The 18,178-nt window shown below is 51.0% G+C and carries 20 protein-coding genes and 1 pseudogene; 20 read left to right on the top strand and 1 reads right to left on the bottom strand.

Going from position 1 to position 18,178, the window contains the following annotated elements:
• Positions 1 to 3: 3 nt before the first annotated feature.
• The 18 genes from HV127_RS22715 to HV127_RS22630 all read left to right on the top strand — a co-directional run bounded on the left by HV127_RS22715 (position 4) and on the right by HV127_RS22630 (position 14,972).
• On the top strand, positions 4 to 366 hold the full coding sequence (locus HV127_RS22715) for a hypothetical protein (RefSeq protein WP_182237502.1): 363 nt from the start codon (positions 4 to 6) through the stop codon (positions 364 to 366).
• Positions 363 to 908, top strand: a complete 546-nt coding sequence (locus HV127_RS22710; protein ID WP_148852991.1) for an ATP-binding protein — start codon at positions 363 to 365, stop codon at positions 906 to 908. The genes HV127_RS22715 and HV127_RS22710 overlap by 4 nt, the downstream gene beginning before the upstream one ends.
• Positions 909 to 911: 3 nt before the next feature.
• A complete protein-coding gene (locus HV127_RS22705) occupies positions 912 to 1,091 on the top strand; it encodes a DUF2635 domain-containing protein (RefSeq protein ID WP_025713564.1) in 180 nt (59 codons plus the stop codon).
• The gene (locus HV127_RS22700; RefSeq protein ID WP_182238987.1) at positions 1,092 to 2,609 is read left to right on the top strand and encodes a phage tail sheath subtilisin-like domain-containing protein; all 1,518 of its coding nucleotides are present in this window, start codon (positions 1,092 to 1,094) and stop codon (positions 2,607 to 2,609) included.
• A 3-nt stretch (positions 2,610 to 2,612) separates the two neighbouring features.
• Complete coding sequence (locus tag HV127_RS22695; protein WP_182238985.1) at positions 2,613 to 2,981, top strand: phage tail tube protein; 369 nt, start codon at positions 2,613 to 2,615, stop codon at positions 2,979 to 2,981.
• 3 nt (positions 2,982 to 2,984) lie between these two features.
• The gene (locus HV127_RS22690) at positions 2,985 to 3,263 is read left to right on the top strand and encodes a phage tail assembly protein (RefSeq protein ID WP_047723962.1); all 279 of its coding nucleotides are present in this window, start codon (positions 2,985 to 2,987) and stop codon (positions 3,261 to 3,263) included.
• A 144-nt stretch (positions 3,264 to 3,407) separates the two neighbouring features.
• Entirely contained in the window at positions 3,408 to 5,243 is a 1,836-nt protein-coding gene (locus tag HV127_RS22685) for a hypothetical protein (RefSeq protein WP_049083806.1), read from the top strand.
• A gap of 56 nt (positions 5,244 to 5,299) precedes the next feature.
• Positions 5,300 to 6,034: a hypothetical protein gene (locus HV127_RS22680; protein ID WP_064342783.1), complete on the top strand. Its 735-nt coding sequence runs from the start codon at positions 5,300 to 5,302 to the stop codon at positions 6,032 to 6,034.
• A 71-nt stretch (positions 6,035 to 6,105) separates the two neighbouring features.
• A complete protein-coding gene (locus HV127_RS22675) occupies positions 6,106 to 7,506 on the top strand; it encodes a DNA circularization N-terminal domain-containing protein (RefSeq protein WP_182238983.1) in 1,401 nt (466 codons plus the stop codon).
• The gene (locus HV127_RS22670) at positions 7,503 to 8,582 is read left to right on the top strand and encodes a phage baseplate assembly protein (protein WP_182238981.1); all 1,080 of its coding nucleotides are present in this window, start codon (positions 7,503 to 7,505) and stop codon (positions 8,580 to 8,582) included. Before HV127_RS22675 ends, HV127_RS22670 begins: the two co-directional genes overlap by 4 nt.
• Positions 8,579 to 9,157, top strand: coding sequence for a phage baseplate assembly protein (locus HV127_RS22665; protein WP_227697834.1), 579 nt, complete (start codon positions 8,579 to 8,581; stop codon positions 9,155 to 9,157). Before HV127_RS22670 ends, HV127_RS22665 begins: the two co-directional genes overlap by 4 nt.
• The gene (locus HV127_RS22660) at positions 9,154 to 9,603 is read left to right on the top strand and encodes a phage GP46 family protein (protein WP_136895632.1); all 450 of its coding nucleotides are present in this window, start codon (positions 9,154 to 9,156) and stop codon (positions 9,601 to 9,603) included. The genes HV127_RS22665 and HV127_RS22660 overlap by 4 nt, the downstream gene beginning before the upstream one ends.
• Complete coding sequence (locus HV127_RS22655) at positions 9,593 to 10,741, top strand: baseplate J/gp47 family protein (RefSeq protein ID WP_182238979.1); 1,149 nt, start codon at positions 9,593 to 9,595, stop codon at positions 10,739 to 10,741. The genes HV127_RS22660 and HV127_RS22655 overlap by 11 nt, the downstream gene beginning before the upstream one ends.
• Positions 10,738 to 11,406 (top strand): putative phage tail protein, encoded by a 669-nt coding sequence (locus HV127_RS22650; RefSeq protein WP_182238977.1) that lies wholly within the window; start codon positions 10,738 to 10,740, stop codon positions 11,404 to 11,406. Before HV127_RS22655 ends, HV127_RS22650 begins: the two co-directional genes overlap by 4 nt.
• Before the next feature lie 53 nt (positions 11,407 to 11,459).
• Entirely contained in the window at positions 11,460 to 12,188 is a 729-nt protein-coding gene (locus HV127_RS22645; RefSeq protein ID WP_228727487.1) for a phage tail protein, read from the top strand.
• A complete protein-coding gene (locus HV127_RS22640; RefSeq protein ID WP_182238973.1) occupies positions 12,188 to 12,766 on the top strand; it encodes a tail fiber assembly protein in 579 nt (192 codons plus the stop codon). Before HV127_RS22645 ends, HV127_RS22640 begins: the two co-directional genes overlap by 1 nt.
• Positions 12,767 to 12,786: 20 nt before the next feature.
• Complete coding sequence (locus HV127_RS22635) at positions 12,787 to 14,745, top strand: hypothetical protein (RefSeq protein WP_182238971.1); 1,959 nt, start codon at positions 12,787 to 12,789, stop codon at positions 14,743 to 14,745.
• A gap of 11 nt (positions 14,746 to 14,756) precedes the next feature.
• Positions 14,757 to 14,972 carry a hypothetical protein gene (locus HV127_RS22630; protein WP_182238969.1) on the top strand — a complete coding sequence of 72 codons (216 nt, stop codon included), beginning with the start codon at positions 14,757 to 14,759 and terminating at the stop codon, positions 14,970 to 14,972.
• Between the two features lie 419 nt (positions 14,973 to 15,391).
• Here HV127_RS22630 and ftrA read toward each other — a convergent pair whose 3' ends face one another.
• Positions 15,392 to 16,402 (bottom strand): transcriptional regulator FtrA, encoded by a 1,011-nt coding sequence (gene ftrA, locus HV127_RS22625; protein ID WP_182238967.1) that lies wholly within the window; start codon positions 16,400 to 16,402, stop codon positions 15,392 to 15,394.
• A 67-nt stretch (positions 16,403 to 16,469) separates the two neighbouring features.
• Between ftrA and HV127_RS22620 the strand changes: the two genes are divergently transcribed.
• Together HV127_RS22620 and HV127_RS22615 are read left to right on the top strand one after the other, a co-directional pair.
• Positions 16,470 to 16,862 carry a rhodanese-like domain-containing protein gene (locus HV127_RS22620; protein ID WP_182238965.1) on the top strand — a complete coding sequence of 131 codons (393 nt, stop codon included), beginning with the start codon at positions 16,470 to 16,472 and terminating at the stop codon, positions 16,860 to 16,862.
• A gap of 149 nt (positions 16,863 to 17,011) precedes the next feature.
• Positions 17,012 to 18,114 (top strand): annotated as a pseudogene (locus tag HV127_RS22615) (cobalamin-independent methionine synthase II family protein).
• The last annotated feature ends 64 nt before the right edge of the window (positions 18,115 to 18,178 follow it).

The raw sequence follows: 18,178 nt of genomic DNA, 5'->3' as shown, positions 1-18,178 counted from the left end.
GCGATGGGAGTGGACTGGGATTTACACCTGTTGAGTCCGCTACATGGCGTCTTCGGCGATGAACACGAGTACCGTCCCAAAGACGGTACTACTCCTTTCACGATTAACGGCATTTTTGACCGTGGGTATGCCCAGGCTGCTGAAAACCTCGATGGCGACTCAGTGATTAACACGTCCAGTCCGATGCTCGGTGTGCGTGATGCCGAGTTCCGCCAGTTGGGTAAACCTCAGCCTGAAGTATCGGACCGGGTGTTTATTAAAACCGTCGGTGGCCACGTCATTAATCAGTTATTCGTGGTGGCCAATGTCGAGCCTGACAGTCATGGCGGATCCCGCCTTGTTCTCAATGTGGTGAAAACACGATGAATGCATCAGCTATTCGCAAAATGGTGGTGACGGCGTTGTCCGGTCACACCGATGCCGGCGACCGCGTTTATTCGCCGCGGGACTGGCCAACCTCAGCAGCGCTCTATCCGGCGCTGCTGGTTCAGACCCCGTTCGACCATAAAAAGGCGCAGGGGCGGAATACGCCGGCGTTCACCACGGTGACCACCGTCCGTATCACTGGCCGCGTACAGGAATATGACGGGGAAACCGATGATGATGGCGCCATGCGGGCAGAGGTGGCTCTGGAGGACCTGCGCGAGCAGGTGGAAAGGGCGGTCATCAACAGCTACGAGCTCACCCGTAAAATCCAGAAGTACGCGGAAGTCCGTTCGACGATTAATGTTGACGGCGAGGGGGAAGCGCATTTGGGCCAGCTGCTGTTCGAAATCGATATCGAACATTATCAGGGGCCGGAAGATTTTTATCCCATCAACCCGCCTCCGCTGGAGGGGATCGATATCACCGTTGAAATGCCGGATGGCACCCCGCGCCCGCGCCTCAGTATTAACCTGCAGGAGTAATCAATGTTTGTAAAACCAAAAGACGGGCTTAGCGTTCGCTGCCCCGTCCGGGGAGAGCCTTTGCCCCAAGAGGGCGGGGAAGTTCCGGATAATACGTTCTGGCGCCGCCGGTTAAAGGATGGCGATGTCAGCCTGGTGCTGGAAAAAGGTGTGAAGAACACCGCTAAAAAAGAGGACGCTTAAATGACCGTTCCGTTTTCACGCGTACCCGGTAACCTCCGGCCGCCGTTGTTTTACGTCGAGTTCGACAACTCCATGGCCAATACGGCGACGGCGACGCAACGAACATTGCTGATTGGCCAGATGCTGGCTGCTGGTTCGACGCAGGTCAATATTCCCGTTAAAGTTTCCTCCGCCAATGGTGTTAGTGAACTGACCGGCAAGGGCTCGCAGTTGCATGGCATGATGACGGCCTATCAGAAGAATGATACGTCCGCTGAAATCTGGATCCTGCCGCTGGCGGACGACTCCGGGTCAATGACGGCCGCGAAGGGGAGTATTAAGGTTGCGTCACAGGCGTCAGAGACGGGCGTAATCTCTCTCTACCTCGCGGGGATCCGCGTGCAGCTCACCGTGCTGGCAACCGATACGCCGGCGCAAATCGCTGCGGCACTGGTCGCCGCTATCGCCCGAAAAACTGACCTCCCGGTTACAGCAGCTGTTAAATCGGATGCCACTGACACGGTGGAGTTCACGGCAAAAAACAGGGGGCTCCTGGGTAACGGGATTGATATTCGCCTCAACTATCTGGGGACGCAGGGTGGTGAAGTTACGCCGGCCGGTCTGACGTTGACGGTGACCGCCATGACGGGCGGCGCCGGCGCACCGGATTTTGTGGATGCACTCGGCAATCTGCAGGATAAAACGTTCGATTTCATCATCAACCCGTACGACGATACGGCCTCTCTTGATGCCATGAAGGTGTTTCTGAACGATGCTTCCGGCCGCTGGGCGTGGGATAAACAGTTGTACGGGCATGCTTTCGGCACAACGTCGGGAACCTACGCCGAGCTGGGCACAAAAGGCGAGGCCCGAAATAACCAGCATGAAACGCTGCTGGGCGTCTATCGCTCTCCGACGCCTCGTTATATCTGGTCTGCCGCTCTGACCGGTGCCATTGCCCCGAGCCTGCGTAATGATCCGGGCCGCCCGCTGCAGAGCCTGCCGGTTTATGGCGTACTGGCGCCAGATCTGCAGGACCGCTTCGAACTCACTGAGCGTAACAACCTGCTGTACAGTGGCATTTCAACGTATACCGTCGCCGACGACGGAACGGTCAACGTGGAAAACATCATCACCACCTACCAGAAAAACAGTTACGGCGATGAAGACGACAGCTACCTGCAGGTGGAAACGTTGTTCAGCCTGATGTTCGTGACCCGCTATCTCCGCACAGCGGTGACCAGTAAGTTTGGACGCATGAAACTGGCTGCTGACGGGACACGTTTTGCACCGGGCCAGCCCATTGTAACGCCCAACATCATCAAAGCTGACCAGATAGCCGAATACCAGACGCTGGTGTTTAACGGTTATGCCCAGGATGCTGAAGCGTTCGCGAAAAATATTATCGTTGAACAAAATGCGTCCAATCCGAACCGCGTTGATGTCCTGTGGCCGGGAACGCTCATCAATCAGCTGCGTATTTTTGCGCTGCTTAACCAGTTCCGCCTGCAGGCGCAGTCAACAGATACAGGAGCATAAATCATGGCTGATACCTCAAACCTCCTGGCCGGTACCGCCTACGTCACTGTGGACGGTGTTTCAGTCATGGTGGAAGGTTCCTTTAAATACCAGCCGTCCACTGTTAACCGCTCGACGCTGACGGGTATGGATGGCGTACATGGCTACAAAGAAAAGCCGGTTGCCGGGTACATTTCAGCGCGGCTACGTGACAGCGGCGGCACCAGTGTCCTGAATTTTAACAAACAGACCAACGTTAACGTGATAGCCGAACTGGCGAACGGGAAAACGATTATTGGTCGCGCGCTCTGGACGGTCAACGTTCAGGAAGTAGAAAGCGAAGATGCTGTATTTGATGTTCGCTGGGAAGGCCGCGACGTTACGGAGAATTAATCTATGGCTGAATTAGAACGTACGAAAGTTATTATTCTGACCACCCCCCTGGAAGATACAGCGCAAAAGACACGGTATGAGCAACTGGATCTGAAGGCTCCTACACTGGCTCAGGTTGAACAGTTTTATGAAAAGCAGGAAGCATCCACCGCCATTGCCGCAATGCGTTTGCTTATTGCCCTGGTGACGGACACCCGGGAAAGCGTACTGGCGCCGATGGACTATGTGGATTTCTGCAAGTGTAAGGAGTATCTGCTCGGTTTTTTGAACTGGAAGCCCTGACCGCGTGGCAGGAGGTGGCGGCGGACGTCACCTTCTATTTCGGGTGGAGCGACGAACGGGCGTGGGGTATGACCCAGAAACGGCTACTCTGGTGGGTGGCGCAGGCGAACCGAATTAATAAACTGAAGTCAGGAGGTCAGGACGATGAGTAACGCATTCGATTTCGAGTTGATTGCGGACGACAGGGTCAGCGCTACCATTGACGAAATCAACGAGGCCATTAAAAACCTGCTCCCTCAACTGGATGAGACGCAGGAAAAGCTTAACCTTGGCGGTGATGAGACGGTTGATAGTCTGGATGATGTCGGCGGACGACTGGATAAAATGGCCCGTAGTGCACGGGATAACGTCCAGTTCATCGGAGATATCATTCCTCCACTGAAGATCGTCGGTGAGCTGGCCGGTAAAATGGCTACCTTTGGTGCGGCTGGCGTGGTCGGGTTCGGCATTCAAAAGGTTGCCGACGGTTTTCGTGACGCAGCCAAAGAGGCTTACAACCTCGATACCCACGCACAGAACACCGCCATGAGCGTTAAGGAGTTTTCAGCGCTTTCCGGGGCCTTGCGCATTCTCGGTACGGACAGTGAGACTGCTGCTGCGTCTATTGAGGGGATTTTCAACGCATTCAATGAGGCTGCCAGCGGTAAAAATGCCGGTGTCATGGCTGCTATGGCGCAAATCGGCGCCCAGATTGAGAAGAATAGCGACGGCTCAGTAAATACCCTCAAAACACTGGAGTCGATTGCGAAAATTTTCCCGACTTTGCGGCCTGACCAGCAAAAATCCTTTGCCGATGCGGTTGGGCTTACTCCAGATCTATTGACCCTGATGCGCGAGGGGGCCAAATATGCAACGCTCCTGGCGAAGGCCGAGAAGTTTGGTCTGACCGTGGATCCTGAATTTAATAAGGAAATGTCAGAAGCCAATCGCCAGATGAATGAGCTTTATGCTCGTGTTGCCGGTTTTAAAAAGGTCGCTGGCAATGAAGCAATTAAGTTATTTCGACACGATCCCGCTATTGATAAATCTCTCAATGACGCCCAAAAATATGACGGGAAGGTTTTTTATCACGGAGATCGTGATAAAGATATTCGCTGGAAAGCATTAAGAGATGATGAGTTTAAAGCCAGTCTGTCAGCTTCTGAAAGGCTCAATTTTACTCTTAACAGACCTGATCCCGAGGTGGAGAAAAAGCTTAATGCCCGATACGGAGCAATGTGGCAGGCATACAGTCTGCAGGATGATTTATCTGCAGCTTTGCTACAAAAAGTTCCAGGCAATGAGAATATGCCTTATAACGATGGGGGCAACACCGCCAATACAATAGGATTCAGGAACCACAATCCTGGAAACTTGAGAGGCGCCCCTAACTCAACAGGTAAGAGCGGCGGTTTCTCGACGTTCTCCAATGATCATGATGGTCTTGCAGCAATGGCTCGTCAGTTGATGCTATATGGGGATCGTGGCAATAATACCCCGAGTGGGATTCTTCATACGTATGCCCCGAGTTCTGAAAACAATACCCGGGCTTATATCGATGATGTGACTTCCAGAACTGGTTTTGGTTCAGGCCAGCGTCTTGACCTCCATAACCCCGAAGTCCTGAAGAAGTTGATGGCCTCAATGATTAGGCATGAGCAGGGCTCTCAACCCTACACGGAAGAACAACTCAAAAACGCGATAAGAACGGCCATCACGGATGACCGGTGGTCAGGAAAGCGCAGTCCGGAGCTACTCTCTCAGCAGCGGAACAATATCAACTCGATGCCGACTGGTGGCTATCGCCCGGAATCAATACTGGCGCCAAAGAAAAGCAACCTTGACTCGAATACCGTCACCGATAACCTAGCCCGCTCCCTCAAGGATGCTTTCACAGAACAACCGCTAAGACTGGAGATCGTTATGACTAACGATAAAGGTGAAAGGAAAACGTACAACGTTGAAAACAATGGAAAAATAATTACACCTATGAATTATTAGTTTCTATAAAAATACAATAAGATACAATTATGTAAATATATTCATGTGAGGAAAAAATGAAAGCTATATACATAATTGTTCTTGCTGTTTTTTATCCACTTTCGGTCTTGGCTGGGAGGGGGGATGCTGTCTGTAGGGTGATGGTAAATCAAGGGTTTTGGGGAGACATAACAACACCTGCGATCACCGGAACCTTACAGGACAAACCTGCAGACTTGGCGATATGTTTTCATGGAAAGGATTTCAGTCAGAATGTCGCGCGGTCAACATTAATTAAAAAGCTACCAGGGGATTCCCTCAAAGTTGTTTCTTCATCAAATATTGATGGTTTTTTAGAGATGTACGTATCTCTTTATAATGAAGAGCATTCAGAATCTGTAATAACAAAGGTCGTAGTCAGTGAGCGTGGTGAAATTGGTTCATATCCTGGTGGCCTAATTAGCAGGCAGCAAATAAAAGGGAGTGACCCTGAAGGCATTTTTATCTTCCTGCCTTCATATTGGAAGAATGATGTATATTTCAATTTCATAGAACCAACTAGAACCAGGTTGTACCGCTTTCACCACACGCCAGGTGACGCAATGAGCGTGGCAGTATTAAAGAAAGTTTCCGATAGCTATGGCGAGTGGGTTAAAAAGAACGGTGACATAATAGTCACAAAAGATTACTTTACCAAAAATGATGGGCGAAAAGTTTATGGGGCAATAATATCCCCAACAGATAAAGAAAAATGCAAATTTGATGCATCTCAATTCGCTTGGGTGCTTTCAGCATTATCAGCATGTAATTAGTATCTATATAACTTAAAGCCATAAAAAACTAAAACCGCCCATGCTGGCGGTTTTTTATACCTGGAGTTTAAATGCCGATTATTCAGGATGCGATTTCGTCGCTGATGGGCGGCGACGCCAGTGATGACTGGCAGAGTAAGTTGCGCCCCTCGAGCTTCAGAGGTGTTCCGTTTGCTGTGATCGCTGAGGAGGGAAGCCACGGCCGCCGCCAGGCCGTGCACGAATACCCTTATCGCGACACCGCCTGGATAGAGGATATGGGGCGCGGTGTCCGTCGGATTGTTATTCGTGGCTTCCTCATTCAGGACAGTCAGATGTATGGCGGTGGGGATGTTATTACCCAGCGTCAGGCGCTCATCACTGCATGTGAAGAGAAGGGCGCAGGCACATTGATTCACCCGACCCTGGGTGAAATGACGGTGGCTATACCGGAGAACGGGCTTCGGCTTTCCGGTTCTGCAGATGCCGGTCGTGTCTTTGAATTCACGCTGATGGCGATCGAGTCAGGACTAAAGGTTTTTGCAGTCACCGGCAGCAGTGCGGCAGGAAAATCCGTTCACACAAATTACCTGAAGCTGGTCAGCACCACCGTATTAAGCACCATTGCACGGATTAAAGGTGAAATCCGTGGCGTGACGCAGGCGATAAAAACCATCAAGAACACGATCGCTTTCTGGACGAACATGGTGGACAGCACCACCAACGAAGTGACGAACGTCAGCAATGTTCTCAAATCGACGTTCGGGAATCAGCGCTACGGGCGCTATAGCAAGGGGAGTGTGGGCGGCAGCTCATCGGGTGTAACCGGGAGTAGCTCTGCCGATGACACCGATGATTTTGAATCACTGTCTGAGCAGATTTCTGCCAGCGCTATCATGGACCGTCAGGGGATTTTTGACACCGTCACCGGCCTGAATAGCTCTACCACGGTTGACGAGTTTGCGCAGCGTACTGCTGACGTTATTAACGCAATCCTCAATTGTACCGGGGGTGTTACTGAGCGGATAACCGCGCTGGAAAAGCTGGCCCGCGCCACAAGTTCAGAATATCAGCAGTCGTCGGCCGGCGCGGATATAGCGGAAAGCGTAAATGTTCTCATCATTGTTCTGTGCAGCGGTGCAATGGCGGCAGCGGCCGCCGAATCAAACCCGACGAGTCGTAACGAAGCGGAGCAGATAACCCGCCGGGTTTCAGATCAACTGGATGCTGCCCTGCTGGCGACAGGTGACCGCGCCGACGATGAACTCTACAGTTCATTGCTGCTGGTCAGGTCGTCATTTCTTGACACCATGTCGGCGCTTTCCGCCAGTTTGAGCGAGCTCATGCAGTTCAATTCTGCGCAACCACTCCCCGCGCTGACGCTGGCTAATCGTTTATATCAGGATGTCGGGCGCGCTGATGAGCTGATTCAGGAATCAGACGTACCGCACCCGGCGTTTATGCCTGTTTCGATGAAGGTGTTACGACAATGAGCGATGATCAGGATGTAGTAACGCTGACAGTCGGTGACAAAAAAATAGAGGGCTGGGATTCAGTCCGCGTAACGCGATCTGTTGAGCGCTTCCCGTCTGATTTTAGCCTGGGCCTTCTGGACTATTACCCGGGCACCCACGAAAAGCAGCTGGTGGTGGAGGGGGCGCCCTGTGAGGTCCATTTCGGTGAGGACCCGGTGATAACGGGTTATGTTGACAGTTGGGAGCCTGCGATAACACGAGCCCGGCATGAGGTCCAGGCGAACGGCCGCAGCAAATGTCAGGACCTGGTGGACTGTTCTGCCGAGTGGCCGAACAACGTTATTAACCGAAGTGATGCATTGAATATCGCTTCCCGCCTGGCCTCGTGGTACGGCATCAACGTGTCATGCGATGTTGACGATCTGGTCGACGTGCCTCAGTTCACGATTAACTGGGGCGAATCTCCGCAGGAGATCATCGAACGGGTGTCCCGGTGGTCCGCGCTACTCTATTACGATTTGCCCGACGGAAACCTGCTGCTTACGCGCACAGGAACCCGACGGGCAGCCAGTGGAGTGGCGGAAGGCGAGAACGTCGAACAGGCGTACTACCGCGCCGATATGTCGGAACGATTCTCTGACTATGTTGGGGTCTCGATGAGCGTTTCGCCGATCGCCGGATTTTCTCCGGATACGGCCTATGACTCGGTAACGCTGGCCACTGCCCGTGATCCTGAAGCGGCCAGTATGCGATACCGCAAACGCATCGTTATCGTTGAAAGCACGCTGATGGCGTCGAAGCAGGCGCAGCGCGCGATCGACTGGGAGATGAACCGCCGATACGGTCGCTCGAAGCAGTTAAGCGTCACGGTAGACAACTGGCGGGATAAGGCCGGGAAATTGTGGGAGCCAAATACGCTGATCCCGGTGAATCTCCCCACGCTCAGGCTACCGGATACTGAATTGCTGATAGCCGAAGTCACTTTTATGCGGGACAGCGATGGTACGCATGCCCGGTTGACGCTGATGCCACCAGAGGCGTTTGCAGTGCAACCCTATGCGTTTTACCAGCAGATAGCAGGATTCAGCCAATGAACCAGTTTCGACATATTGCAAACCGTATTGCCAGCATGCTGGGCGTGGGGCGAGTCACTGCGATGCAGGACACTGGTGGGACCCAGTCAGTGCAGTACCAGACCCCGCTTGAGGTCGCCAGCGCACATAGACTGGCCGAGTTTGGCTTTTCTTCCGGGCTTCCCGTTGGTACTGATGTCGTGCTGGCGTTCCTGGGCGGTGATCGTTCGAATCCGGTAGTCATCGCGACCAACCATCAGGGGTACCGCCATTCAGATCTGAGCCCCGGTGAAACGGTAATGTACAACCAGTGGGGGCTGTACATCCAGTTGACGGAAGCCGGCATCAGCATCGATGCAAAGGGCCAGGACGTCACCGTCAATAACGCAAAAAATCTAACGGCTACCGCGACAGAACAGGTGAAGCTCATCACACCTAAATTGCTGGTCACCGGTGATGTTATTGATAACTGTGAAACCAACGACAAAACGCTGAAACAGTTAAGGGACGCGTATAACGAACACGATCATGAAGTGAAAGAGGTCGAACAAGGTAACGATACCGTAACCAGCGAGAAACCAGGGGAACAGGTATGAGTGATATTTCATCATTCTGGAATGTTGATGCGCTTCGTGCTGACTGGCACACCGATCTCGGGGCTCTGGAAACCGGCAACGACCTGCAAACCGCAATCATCCTCAGTCTGTTCACAGATCGCCTTGCCCGCCGGGACGACGCTTATGACGGTAGTGATCGCCGCGGCTGGTGGGGAGACTCAGACGCCGATACGCAACTGGGTAGCCGGCTGTGGTTGCTGCGGCGCGAAAAACTGACGACGAATGTCGCGATAAGGGCAGAAGAGTACGCAAAAGAGGCTCTTGACTGGCTGAAAGGCGATGGTGTCGTCAGTGATATCAGTTGCACAACGCAGATTGTCATGCCGAACAGGCTCAACCTGATTATTCGTTATCTGCCGCCGGATGGAGACTGGCAGGAGAGCGCATTTTTCTGGATCTGGGAGCAAATAAATAATGCCGTTTAAACGAAAAACGCTGAGTGAGCTGCGCGAAGAAAACCGGCAGTTTATGCAGGCTGAACTGAAAAATGTCGGTGCGCTGCTTCGCTTCGGTAATCTCAAGGTTATTGCTGACATGGACGCCGGTATGTCTCATCTGCATTATGCCTACCTGGATTACATTGCTCTTCAGACAAATCCCTTTACGGCAACTGATGAATGGCTGGCGGGATGGATGGCGCTTAAGCAGATATACCGCAAAGCGGCCACAGCTTCACGCTCGTCGTCGGTAGAGGCCACGGGAACTGCAGGCGCTCGATTGCCAGCTGGTACAGTTCTTAACAGGTCCGATGGATATCAGTACGTAACTGATGCCGAGCTTATTATTGGTGTTGGGAAAAAAGGCACGACATCGATCACTGCTATTTTACCTGATTTGACTGATGACCAGACTGGTGGCGGGAGCGATGGAAATGCTGATGCGGGAACGATCCTGACACTAGATGCGAATGTATCTGGTATCGACAATTCATTAGAGTTGATTGAGCCTGCCAGCGGCGGGAGTGACATCGAAAGTATTGATGACTTCAGGCAAAGAGGGCTGCTGGCCTATCAGAATCCTCCACAGGGAGGGAGTGATGCTGATTATAAAAAATGGGCGCTGGCTGTTTCCGGTGTTACCCGTGCATGGATAAAACGGCGAGGAATGGGGGCAGGAAGTGTTGTTATTTACATTATGTGTGATGGTAATGATGCAACAAATAACGGCTTCCCCACTGGGACTGATGGTATTTCTTCCCTGGAAGACTGGGGAGTCATAAAAGCAACAGGCGATCAGGGGAGGGTGGCTGATTACATTTATCCGCTCCAGGCGGATACGGCAATTATCTATGTTTGCTCGCCGATAAAAAAAGTTGTTGATTTCACCATTTCAGGCATTACTGATGCCAGCGGTGACACGATACAGGCCATTAAAGATGCAATCAATTTACTGTTTTTTGATAATGGCAATCCTGATGGAACTGGGAAGATTTATTTATCTGATATTAATGGTGCGCTAAGCCAGGTTGAGGGTTCAACCGGGTATGTGCTGGAATCCCCTGTGCAGAACATCGTTCTTGAAACGGGGGAATTACCATTGCTGGGTGAGGTTAATTTCACATGAACCTGTACTCAGTTGATGACTATACCCGCGCACTATTTGCATTATTGCCAACGGGCTTCGCCTGGCCTCGTGATGTGAAAAGCAGTCAATACGCTACGTTACGGGCGCTGGGGAATTCATTCGCGCGCTCTGACTCTGAATCACAGGCATTGCTTGGTGGTGGTTTTCCGTCAACAGCACTGATGATGCTCAGCGAATGGGAAAGCACACTTGGTTTACCTGATGATTGTGCAATCGGTGAAATTAGCAGTATTAGTGAGAGGCAACGAGCTGTTGTTTCAAAGCTTATAAGTACAGGGGGGCTTAATCGGGATTATTACATCAATGTGGCCGCAGCTCTGGGCTATCAAATCACAATAAATCATTTTCGACCCGCGATGTGTGGGATGTCAGTTTGTGGTGAGCCTATAAACGGTGAGGAGTGGCCGTTTACCTGGAGGTTTAATGTCCCCGGATCCTCTGTCAGATATTCATATTCGGGAACTACATTTTGTGGTGACGCGCTGGCATTATGGGGAAACAAGCAATTTGAATGTTCGATGAATAAAATTGCCCCTTCCCATATTAATATTATTTTTGCCTATGGTCTGGATGCCGAGTTAAATACACCAGAATATCGAATGATATTTGATATCGCTATGAACCGAGAATGGCCGATATTCTAATTGATTAATAATGAGTAATTGAAATCTATTTTGGTTACTAACCGGGTATGCCTATGCTTAAAATTAGTGATGTAGAGCCTTTAACCGCTCTAAATGGTTTATTTACTGACGGAAAAGTTGCGAGTGGTGTCGCTCCAACGAGACTGGTTGCCGATTGGTTTAATGCGATTCAAACTGAACTGGTTAATGTTGTTGAAGGATTTGACCTGACATTAAACCCGGATGATTCAACGCAGATTTTACAGGTTTTAAAAAGAATATTCTCTGCCACTGTACCTGCTGGATCTCCGATTCCATGGCCTTCTGATATCTTACCGGCAGAGGGCGGTTTCGCATTTATGCAAGGGCAAACTTTTAGTCTGACAGCTTATCCGTTGCTTGCAGCTGCCTATCCATCAGGTGTTATACCAGACATGAGAGGCTGGACCATAAAAGGCAAGCCTGCATCTGGAAGGCTTGTTCTTTCTCAGGAACAAGATGGCATAAAGTCACATAGTCATGAAGCCTCTGCGTCATCAACAGATCTTGGAACTAAACAAACTACAATTAACGGAGATCACGCACATGGTGGTGTTCCTAGCCGGGTCAGTCCATGGGAGATTGGTGGGGACGTAAGCCAGAGATTTAACCCCGCGAATCTTGGTGATACTGATGCTGCAGGAAGCCACTCTCATAGCATAACGTTAGGTGCACATTCGCATACTATAACGGTCAACTCTACCGGAAACGCAGAAAACACTGTGAAAAATATCGCGTTTAACTATATCGTGAGGCTCGCATAATGGCTTTCGAAATGTCTGAGCAACCCCAGATGGTAACTGTATATCACTTTAGTCCTGAAACCAGAGAACTGCTGGATACAGAGGAAGCAAGCATTCCACCTCATACCGGTTTGCCTGCCAATAGCACTGAATCCCCTCCAGGTGTTCCAGCTTCCGGCAAAATCCCTGTATACGATATCCTCACTGACTCGTGGTCTTTCTTTGAAGATCATCGAGGGGAGACCGTTTATAGCACACTGTCCGGTGAACCAAGAGTAATCCTGGAATTAGGGGGGTTGCCAGGCAATGTGACAAATAAAGCTCCCTCTGAAAGCTATCAAAAATGGGATGGACAGGAATGGATTAACGATCTGGATGCAAAAAAACAGGCCGATATCAGTTCTGCAGTTGAGATACTCAAAGAGTTAATGAAGAAGGCTAACGAAAAAATAGCCCCTTTAAATGATGCAATTGAACTGGGCATTCAAACTGAAGACGAAGTAACTCAGTTGATTGAGTGGAAAAAATACAGAATTGCATTGAGTCGTATCGATATAAATTCTGCACCTGAAATTGCATGGCCTGAAATTCCCGCCTGAGTTGTTCCTGAGGTAAAACTATGACATTTTATTTAACGGGGAACCCTGTTCCGTCGGAAAGTGTGCTTGATATACGCGATAACTCGAAGAATTTAGACCTGGCGCTGAATGACATAACATCCGCTTTATGGACAGATCGGCTTGGCCGAAACCGCATGTCATGGTTCGGTATGGAGTCCGCTTTCACGGTAAAGCTTACAGACTTCGAGGCGAGATTTGTTGCGCAGCTCGGAAAACAACAATTGGTGTTTGAAGAAGCGTTGGTGGATAAGGAAAGTCGCTTTCAGCAGTTTCTGCTTTCCTCTGGATATGTTTTCCTTGGGGATTACGAAGGCGGCCCATTCCAGTTCAGCGCCCGTAATCAGTACATTCGTTACGATAATCAGTATTATCGCCTCAATGCTGCTACTGGTGTAGGCTTTACCACCACCGGAACAAATGCAACCAGCTTTACGAACGACGTCACCCACTTTGTTCTGATGGATGGCGATACGCTTCGCCAAAACCTGGGTTCAGGCGAGGGCGATCCAATCGTTGCCCCGGAGAAAGTTCGCTTGGTTACTGCGGATGACGATTCTGACTTTCCTCTGGATGCAGCTCTGGCAGATGTGTTGTCTAATGTGAACCCACGCATGTGGAAGGATTATGTCGTAAAAGGCGCAACCAAAGATGAAGATGACTGGTCTGAAGCTATACAAAAGGCGATAAACTACGCACATAAGAAAAATAAAAAATTTGTAAATAATGAGTCGTATGGGATATCTAAATCTATTGAACTTCCATTCCCTATAACTATAGAATTTCTCAATAAATGCGGTTCTTGGTACGCTCTTCCTGGCTTTGTAGGAGACATGGTTAAAAGTAAGGGAGCTCCAGAAGGAGACTATATGTCATTAATTTCCCCTACTTCTGAATCTAACGGCATCTTTATAAGAAACATGACATTGTTCGGTGGGTGGGTTAGTGATGAATTGACGCCAAGCTATACAGGGGTAAGAGATGGCCTGCGGCTTTTCGGTGTGCAGCATGACCTTGATAACATCAAAGTCATGAACGTACGCGGTAAAACGTACAATCTTGGTGGTCGTTCTAACACGTCGATTAAGGGGATGGCCCCTTCAGATTATTCACGACTGAGGGCTGACTGGTGCGGCGAGGAGGCATTTATTTTTGGTGGCTCGTCAGACTCTCACGCCGACAGGATTAAAGTCCGTGATGCCAGCCAGCTTGCCAGCGGCGTCTATCCTGCCATCCGCGTAGGGCAGAACGGCACACTGCGTGCAGATAAATTCCACGTGTGGAACAGCTCTACGGCGAAACGCCACGACTGCTGCATTGAGGTGCTGGCCTACGACAGCATCTTTATGAACTGTCATTTTGAAGGTGCAGCAAATACCCAAATCCGTGTTATTGGCGGACGTAACCAGTTTATCGGATTTGAAGTTTACAACCAGTGGACGTCTGGCGGGGCAATGATTGAGGTGCTGAATAACTCAACAAAACTCAGTGGCCGCGCGTACATTCACTCGCTGATATTGCCTGATATCTCAGTTTATGCCGTCAGGTTAGGTAATGCCGATAATCAGGTGGCCTTTACCAATGTGGATATTGAGGTTTACAACACGAAGCTGGGGGTATTCAAAATCGAGAATCATATCGGGTATTTGTCCGGCAAGGTGGTCGGTGATACCACAAATTACACATCAGACCAGAACAGGGCGCTGGTTGTGGCAGGAAACCTGATTGACGGAAAAGATTCCATCATTTTTGATACACCACAATACCGGAGTTTTATTGGCGGCGGGTCAGTCAATATTGCAAAGGGTATGAATGCGGCAGGTGATATTAATACACAGGGAAATGTGTACTCAGAGTCAGCAATATTCAGAAATTTACCCACCGTTGCACCGTATGCCAAAGGTGCAATATATGTGGATCCGGTTACGGGCAGTCTCAAAGCCAAATTAAATAACGGCTAAGGTCAGGTGCTATGTATACATATGAAGAGGCAAAAAGCCTGCTGCGTGAGGGTATTCACATGCAGAACTCAGTCAGCAGCGATGCGGTATTTTCCATCGAAGCTGTGGTTGAAACAATTGACGGTGTTTTACAGACAGTTCCCACGCTGATGAAATCAGATGGAGAGCTTAAAGTGCCTTATGAACTGACGCCGGAAGATATCGGTGCTGAGTGGTTTTTTCTTTAACATGTTTCCGCTTTAGCTAACAACAACTTGCGGTTGTCATGAAAATTGATAGCCGCACATCATTCAACGATATGAGGGAGGATGATAGCCCTGTTTGATAGGGTAAAAATGGGGCAGATTTTGGGGCAAAACTGCGTTTGGGGCACGATTTGGGGCAATTAAATGTCCGTATTTGTCTGCAATTGTCCTGAAATGTGATTCTATAAGGCTTTGAAAATAAATTAATTTATTGTTTTTAAGGGCTTTTTTATTTTTGCTCCATAATCACATGCATATTTCCCAGCATGATTAACCTCCATTAGTTTGCTTTGCGCTAAGTTGTCCTCATTGAACAGGTTTACGGTTGTTGGATACATCATAACCCGGCCATTCTAAACAAACGCTTAACAAATTGCCGGGAGTGACTATTTGAGGAAGGGTTACACCACTTTCCTGTCAGCGAGTGACTTCTTCCTGTACTGCAGCGGACTAAGCGCAAACTGTTGGCGGAAATGGTGGCGCAGGGTACTGGCATTGGAAAAACCGCAAAGCTCGGCAATCTGCTCAACGCTCAGTCGGCTGTGAGTCAAATGCTGCGTAGCGCGCAGCAGGCGCTCATCAAGCAGCCAGCGGGCAGGGGTTTTGCCGGTGGCATTTTCAAAACGACGTAAAAATGTGCGCGGCCCCATACCGGCTTTTTCCGCCAGCGAGGCTACGGTGTGGCTGCCGGCGAGATTCTGATGCAGAAAATCGAATAGTTGCCCCAGCCGCTGGCTCTCTCGCGCTTTGGCTACCGGGCGCACAATCTGTTGCGCCTGGCCGCCGTCGCGATGAGGGGAAACCACTAAACGCCGCGCGACGGTATTCGCTGCTTCGATACCAAAATCTTCCCGTACCAGATGTAAACACAGATCGATGCCCGCAGCACTTCCTGCGGACGTCATCACTCCCTCTGCGCCGACGTACAGCACATCGTCGATCACCTCAATCAAAGGAAATCGTGCGCGGAGCTGCTCGGTATAGCGCCAGTGGGTTGTGGCCTTGCGTCCGTTAAGCAACCCGGCGGCGGCCAGAACAAAGACTCCGGAGCAAATAGAAATGATCCGACAGCCTCGTTTATGTGCCGTGACCAGTGCTTCGCACAGCGCAGGCGGAACGGGGGCGTCGATACCGCGCCAGCCGGGCACCACGATGGTATCCGCCTCGTTTAACAATGCCATGCCGCCGTCGGTCATCAGACGAATCCCACCGGTTGCCCGCAGTTCGCCTTCATCGACGGCAGCCACGGCAAATTGATACCAGCGTTCGCCCATCTCCGGGCGAGACAGGCCGAAGATTTCTACCGCGACGCCAAATTCAAAGGTACATAACCCGTCATAGGCGAGGGCAACTACCCGGTGGCGTGACAATGTCACGGATGCGGTTGTCATAATTTCAACGTTTTCAGTCATGGTGAGCGGCAGATGTCGTGCTGGAGGTTAATTAAAGTAGTGGTATCACAGACAAGGAGAAGATGCCATGAGTGTTGTAACCGCAATTGCCCCTGCCAGTTCCACCGACGCTGCCGCCTGGTTTCGTCATAAGCTCAGCCTTGAGACAGACTGCGCCGATGTTTACAGCGCGATACGCGACGGCGCGCCTGACTTCGTGCTGCTGCACGTGGTTGGGAGTGAAGAGACGTTTGCCCGCCGCCATCTTCCCGGCGCGCTGCATTTGCCCCATCGGCAGATAGATGAGGCCCGAATGGCGCAGTGGCCTGAAGAGACGCTGTTTGTGGTTTACTGCGCCGGTCCGCACTGCAACGGGGCCGATGCTGCGGCGATGAAGCTGGCTCTGCTGGGGCGTCCGGTCAAACTGATGCTGGGCGGCCTGACCGGCTGGGAGGATGAAGGATTGCCTTTCGCAAAATGAATTTATTTCATGTGACATGAATTATTCTCGTTTGCCGATGCGCTGCGTGCATGACAGTATCTGGACATATAGCCATCCAGAAGTCTAAATATTCAAATAATAAACTATCACGGTGGGCAACTAACCTTGCCCACTGCTAAGGAGACACCATGCAACGTCATCAGGCCCCGTTCCGCGCAGATATCGTCGGCAGCTTTTTACGCCCGGATGCCATTAAACAGGCCCGTCAGCAGCTCAGCGCTGGCACCATTGATGCGCAGCAACTGCGTCAGGTTGAAAATGAGGCCATTCGCCATCTGGTGCAACAGCAGTGCGAGTGCGGCCTGCATGTGGTGACCGATGGTGAGTTCCGTCGCGCATGGTGGCACTTTGATTTCTTCGATGGCTTACAGGGCGTTGAGCGCTACGATTCTGAAAAAGGCATCCAGTTCAACGGTGTACAGACTAAAGCGCACGGGGTTCGCGTTACAGGCAAACTGGCCTTTGGCGATCATCCGATGCTGGAAGACTTCCGTTACCTGAAAAGCATCAGCGGCAACGCGCAGCCGAAAATGACCATTCCCAGCCCAAGCGTGTTGCATTTTCGCGGCGGGCGCAAAGATATCGACGCCACCGTCTACCCGGACCTCGCCGACTATTTCGATGACCTGGCAGCCACCTGGCGCGATGCGATCCGTGCCTTCTACGATGCGGGCTGCCGCTATTTGCAGTTGGATGATACCGTCTGGGCCTATCTGTGCTCCGATGAACAGCGTCAACAGGTTCGCGATCGCGGTGAAGACCCGGACGAACTGGCGCGCACCTACGCTCGTGTCCTGAATAAGGCCCTGGAAGGAAAGCCGGAGGATCTGACTATCGGGCTGCACGTGTGTCGCGGTAACTTCCGCTCGACGTGGATCTCCGAAGGCGGCTACGAGCCGGTGGCGGAAGTGCTATTTGGCGGCGTCAATATCGATGCCTTTTTCCTCGAATACGATAACGACCGATCCGGTGATTTCGCGCCGCTGCGCTTTATTCGTCCCGGTCATCAACAGGTCGTGCTGGGGCTGATCACCACCAAAACGGTGAACTTGAAAACCCGGAGGGCGTGAAAGCACGCTTACAGGAAGCGGCGCAATTCGTCCCGCTGGCGCAGATTTGCCTCAGTCCACAGTGCGGTTTTGCTTCCACCGAAGAGGGGAATTCCCTGACTGAGGCTCAGCAGTGGGACAAAGTCCGTCTGGTTACTGATATTGCCGAACAGGTCTGGTAATTTCTCTTCTTAGCGCAGCGCTGCACTATTTTGAGGCAGCGCTGCTCATTATTTTTCCCTCCCC

The organism is Klebsiella sp. RHBSTW-00215, assembly GCF_014103785.1.
Taxonomy (GTDB): domain Bacteria; phylum Pseudomonadota; class Gammaproteobacteria; order Enterobacterales; family Enterobacteriaceae; genus Klebsiella.
This window is presented reverse-complemented; position numbering and strand designations above follow the sequence as displayed.

What these genes read in the sequence shown, in the direction of transcription:
- HV127_RS22630 (WP_182238969.1), top strand. Translation starts at nt 14,757, where the DNA reads ATGTATACATATGAAGAGGCAAAAAGCCTGCTGCGTGAGGGTATTCAC.
- HV127_RS22660 (WP_136895632.1), top strand. Translation starts at nt 9,154, where the DNA reads ATGAGTGATATTTCATCATTCTGGAATGTTGATGCGCTTCGTGCTGAC.
- HV127_RS22675 (WP_182238983.1), top strand. Translation starts at nt 6,106, where the DNA reads ATGCCGATTATTCAGGATGCGATTTCGTCGCTGATGGGCGGCGACGCC.
- HV127_RS22715 (WP_182237502.1), top strand. Translation starts at nt 4, where the DNA reads ATGGGAGTGGACTGGGATTTACACCTGTTGAGTCCGCTACATGGCGTC.
- HV127_RS22635 (WP_182238971.1), top strand. Translation starts at nt 12,787, where the DNA reads ATGACATTTTATTTAACGGGGAACCCTGTTCCGTCGGAAAGTGTGCTT.
- HV127_RS22620 (WP_182238965.1), top strand. Translation starts at nt 16,470, where the DNA reads ATGAGTGTTGTAACCGCAATTGCCCCTGCCAGTTCCACCGACGCTGCC.
- HV127_RS22705 (WP_025713564.1), top strand. Translation starts at nt 912, where the DNA reads ATGTTTGTAAAACCAAAAGACGGGCTTAGCGTTCGCTGCCCCGTCCGG.
- HV127_RS22685 (WP_049083806.1), top strand. Translation starts at nt 3,408, where the DNA reads ATGAGTAACGCATTCGATTTCGAGTTGATTGCGGACGACAGGGTCAGC.
- ftrA (WP_182238967.1), bottom strand. Translation starts at nt 16,402, where the DNA reads ATGACTGAAAACGTTGAAATTATGACAACCGCATCCGTGACATTGTCA.
- HV127_RS22700 (WP_182238987.1), top strand. Translation starts at nt 1,092, where the DNA reads ATGACCGTTCCGTTTTCACGCGTACCCGGTAACCTCCGGCCGCCGTTG.
- HV127_RS22665 (WP_227697834.1), top strand. Translation starts at nt 8,579, where the DNA reads ATGAACCAGTTTCGACATATTGCAAACCGTATTGCCAGCATGCTGGGC.
- HV127_RS22645 (WP_228727487.1), top strand. Translation starts at nt 11,460, where the DNA reads ATGCTTAAAATTAGTGATGTAGAGCCTTTAACCGCTCTAAATGGTTTA.
- HV127_RS22655 (WP_182238979.1), top strand. Translation starts at nt 9,593, where the DNA reads ATGCCGTTTAAACGAAAAACGCTGAGTGAGCTGCGCGAAGAAAACCGG.
- HV127_RS22680 (WP_064342783.1), top strand. Translation starts at nt 5,300, where the DNA reads ATGAAAGCTATATACATAATTGTTCTTGCTGTTTTTTATCCACTTTCG.
- HV127_RS22690 (WP_047723962.1), top strand. Translation starts at nt 2,985, where the DNA reads ATGGCTGAATTAGAACGTACGAAAGTTATTATTCTGACCACCCCCCTG.
- HV127_RS22650 (WP_182238977.1), top strand. Translation starts at nt 10,738, where the DNA reads ATGAACCTGTACTCAGTTGATGACTATACCCGCGCACTATTTGCATTA.
- HV127_RS22670 (WP_182238981.1), top strand. Translation starts at nt 7,503, where the DNA reads ATGAGCGATGATCAGGATGTAGTAACGCTGACAGTCGGTGACAAAAAA.
- HV127_RS22640 (WP_182238973.1), top strand. Translation starts at nt 12,188, where the DNA reads ATGGCTTTCGAAATGTCTGAGCAACCCCAGATGGTAACTGTATATCAC.
- HV127_RS22695 (WP_182238985.1), top strand. Translation starts at nt 2,613, where the DNA reads ATGGCTGATACCTCAAACCTCCTGGCCGGTACCGCCTACGTCACTGTG.
- HV127_RS22710 (WP_148852991.1), top strand. Translation starts at nt 363, where the DNA reads ATGAATGCATCAGCTATTCGCAAAATGGTGGTGACGGCGTTGTCCGGT.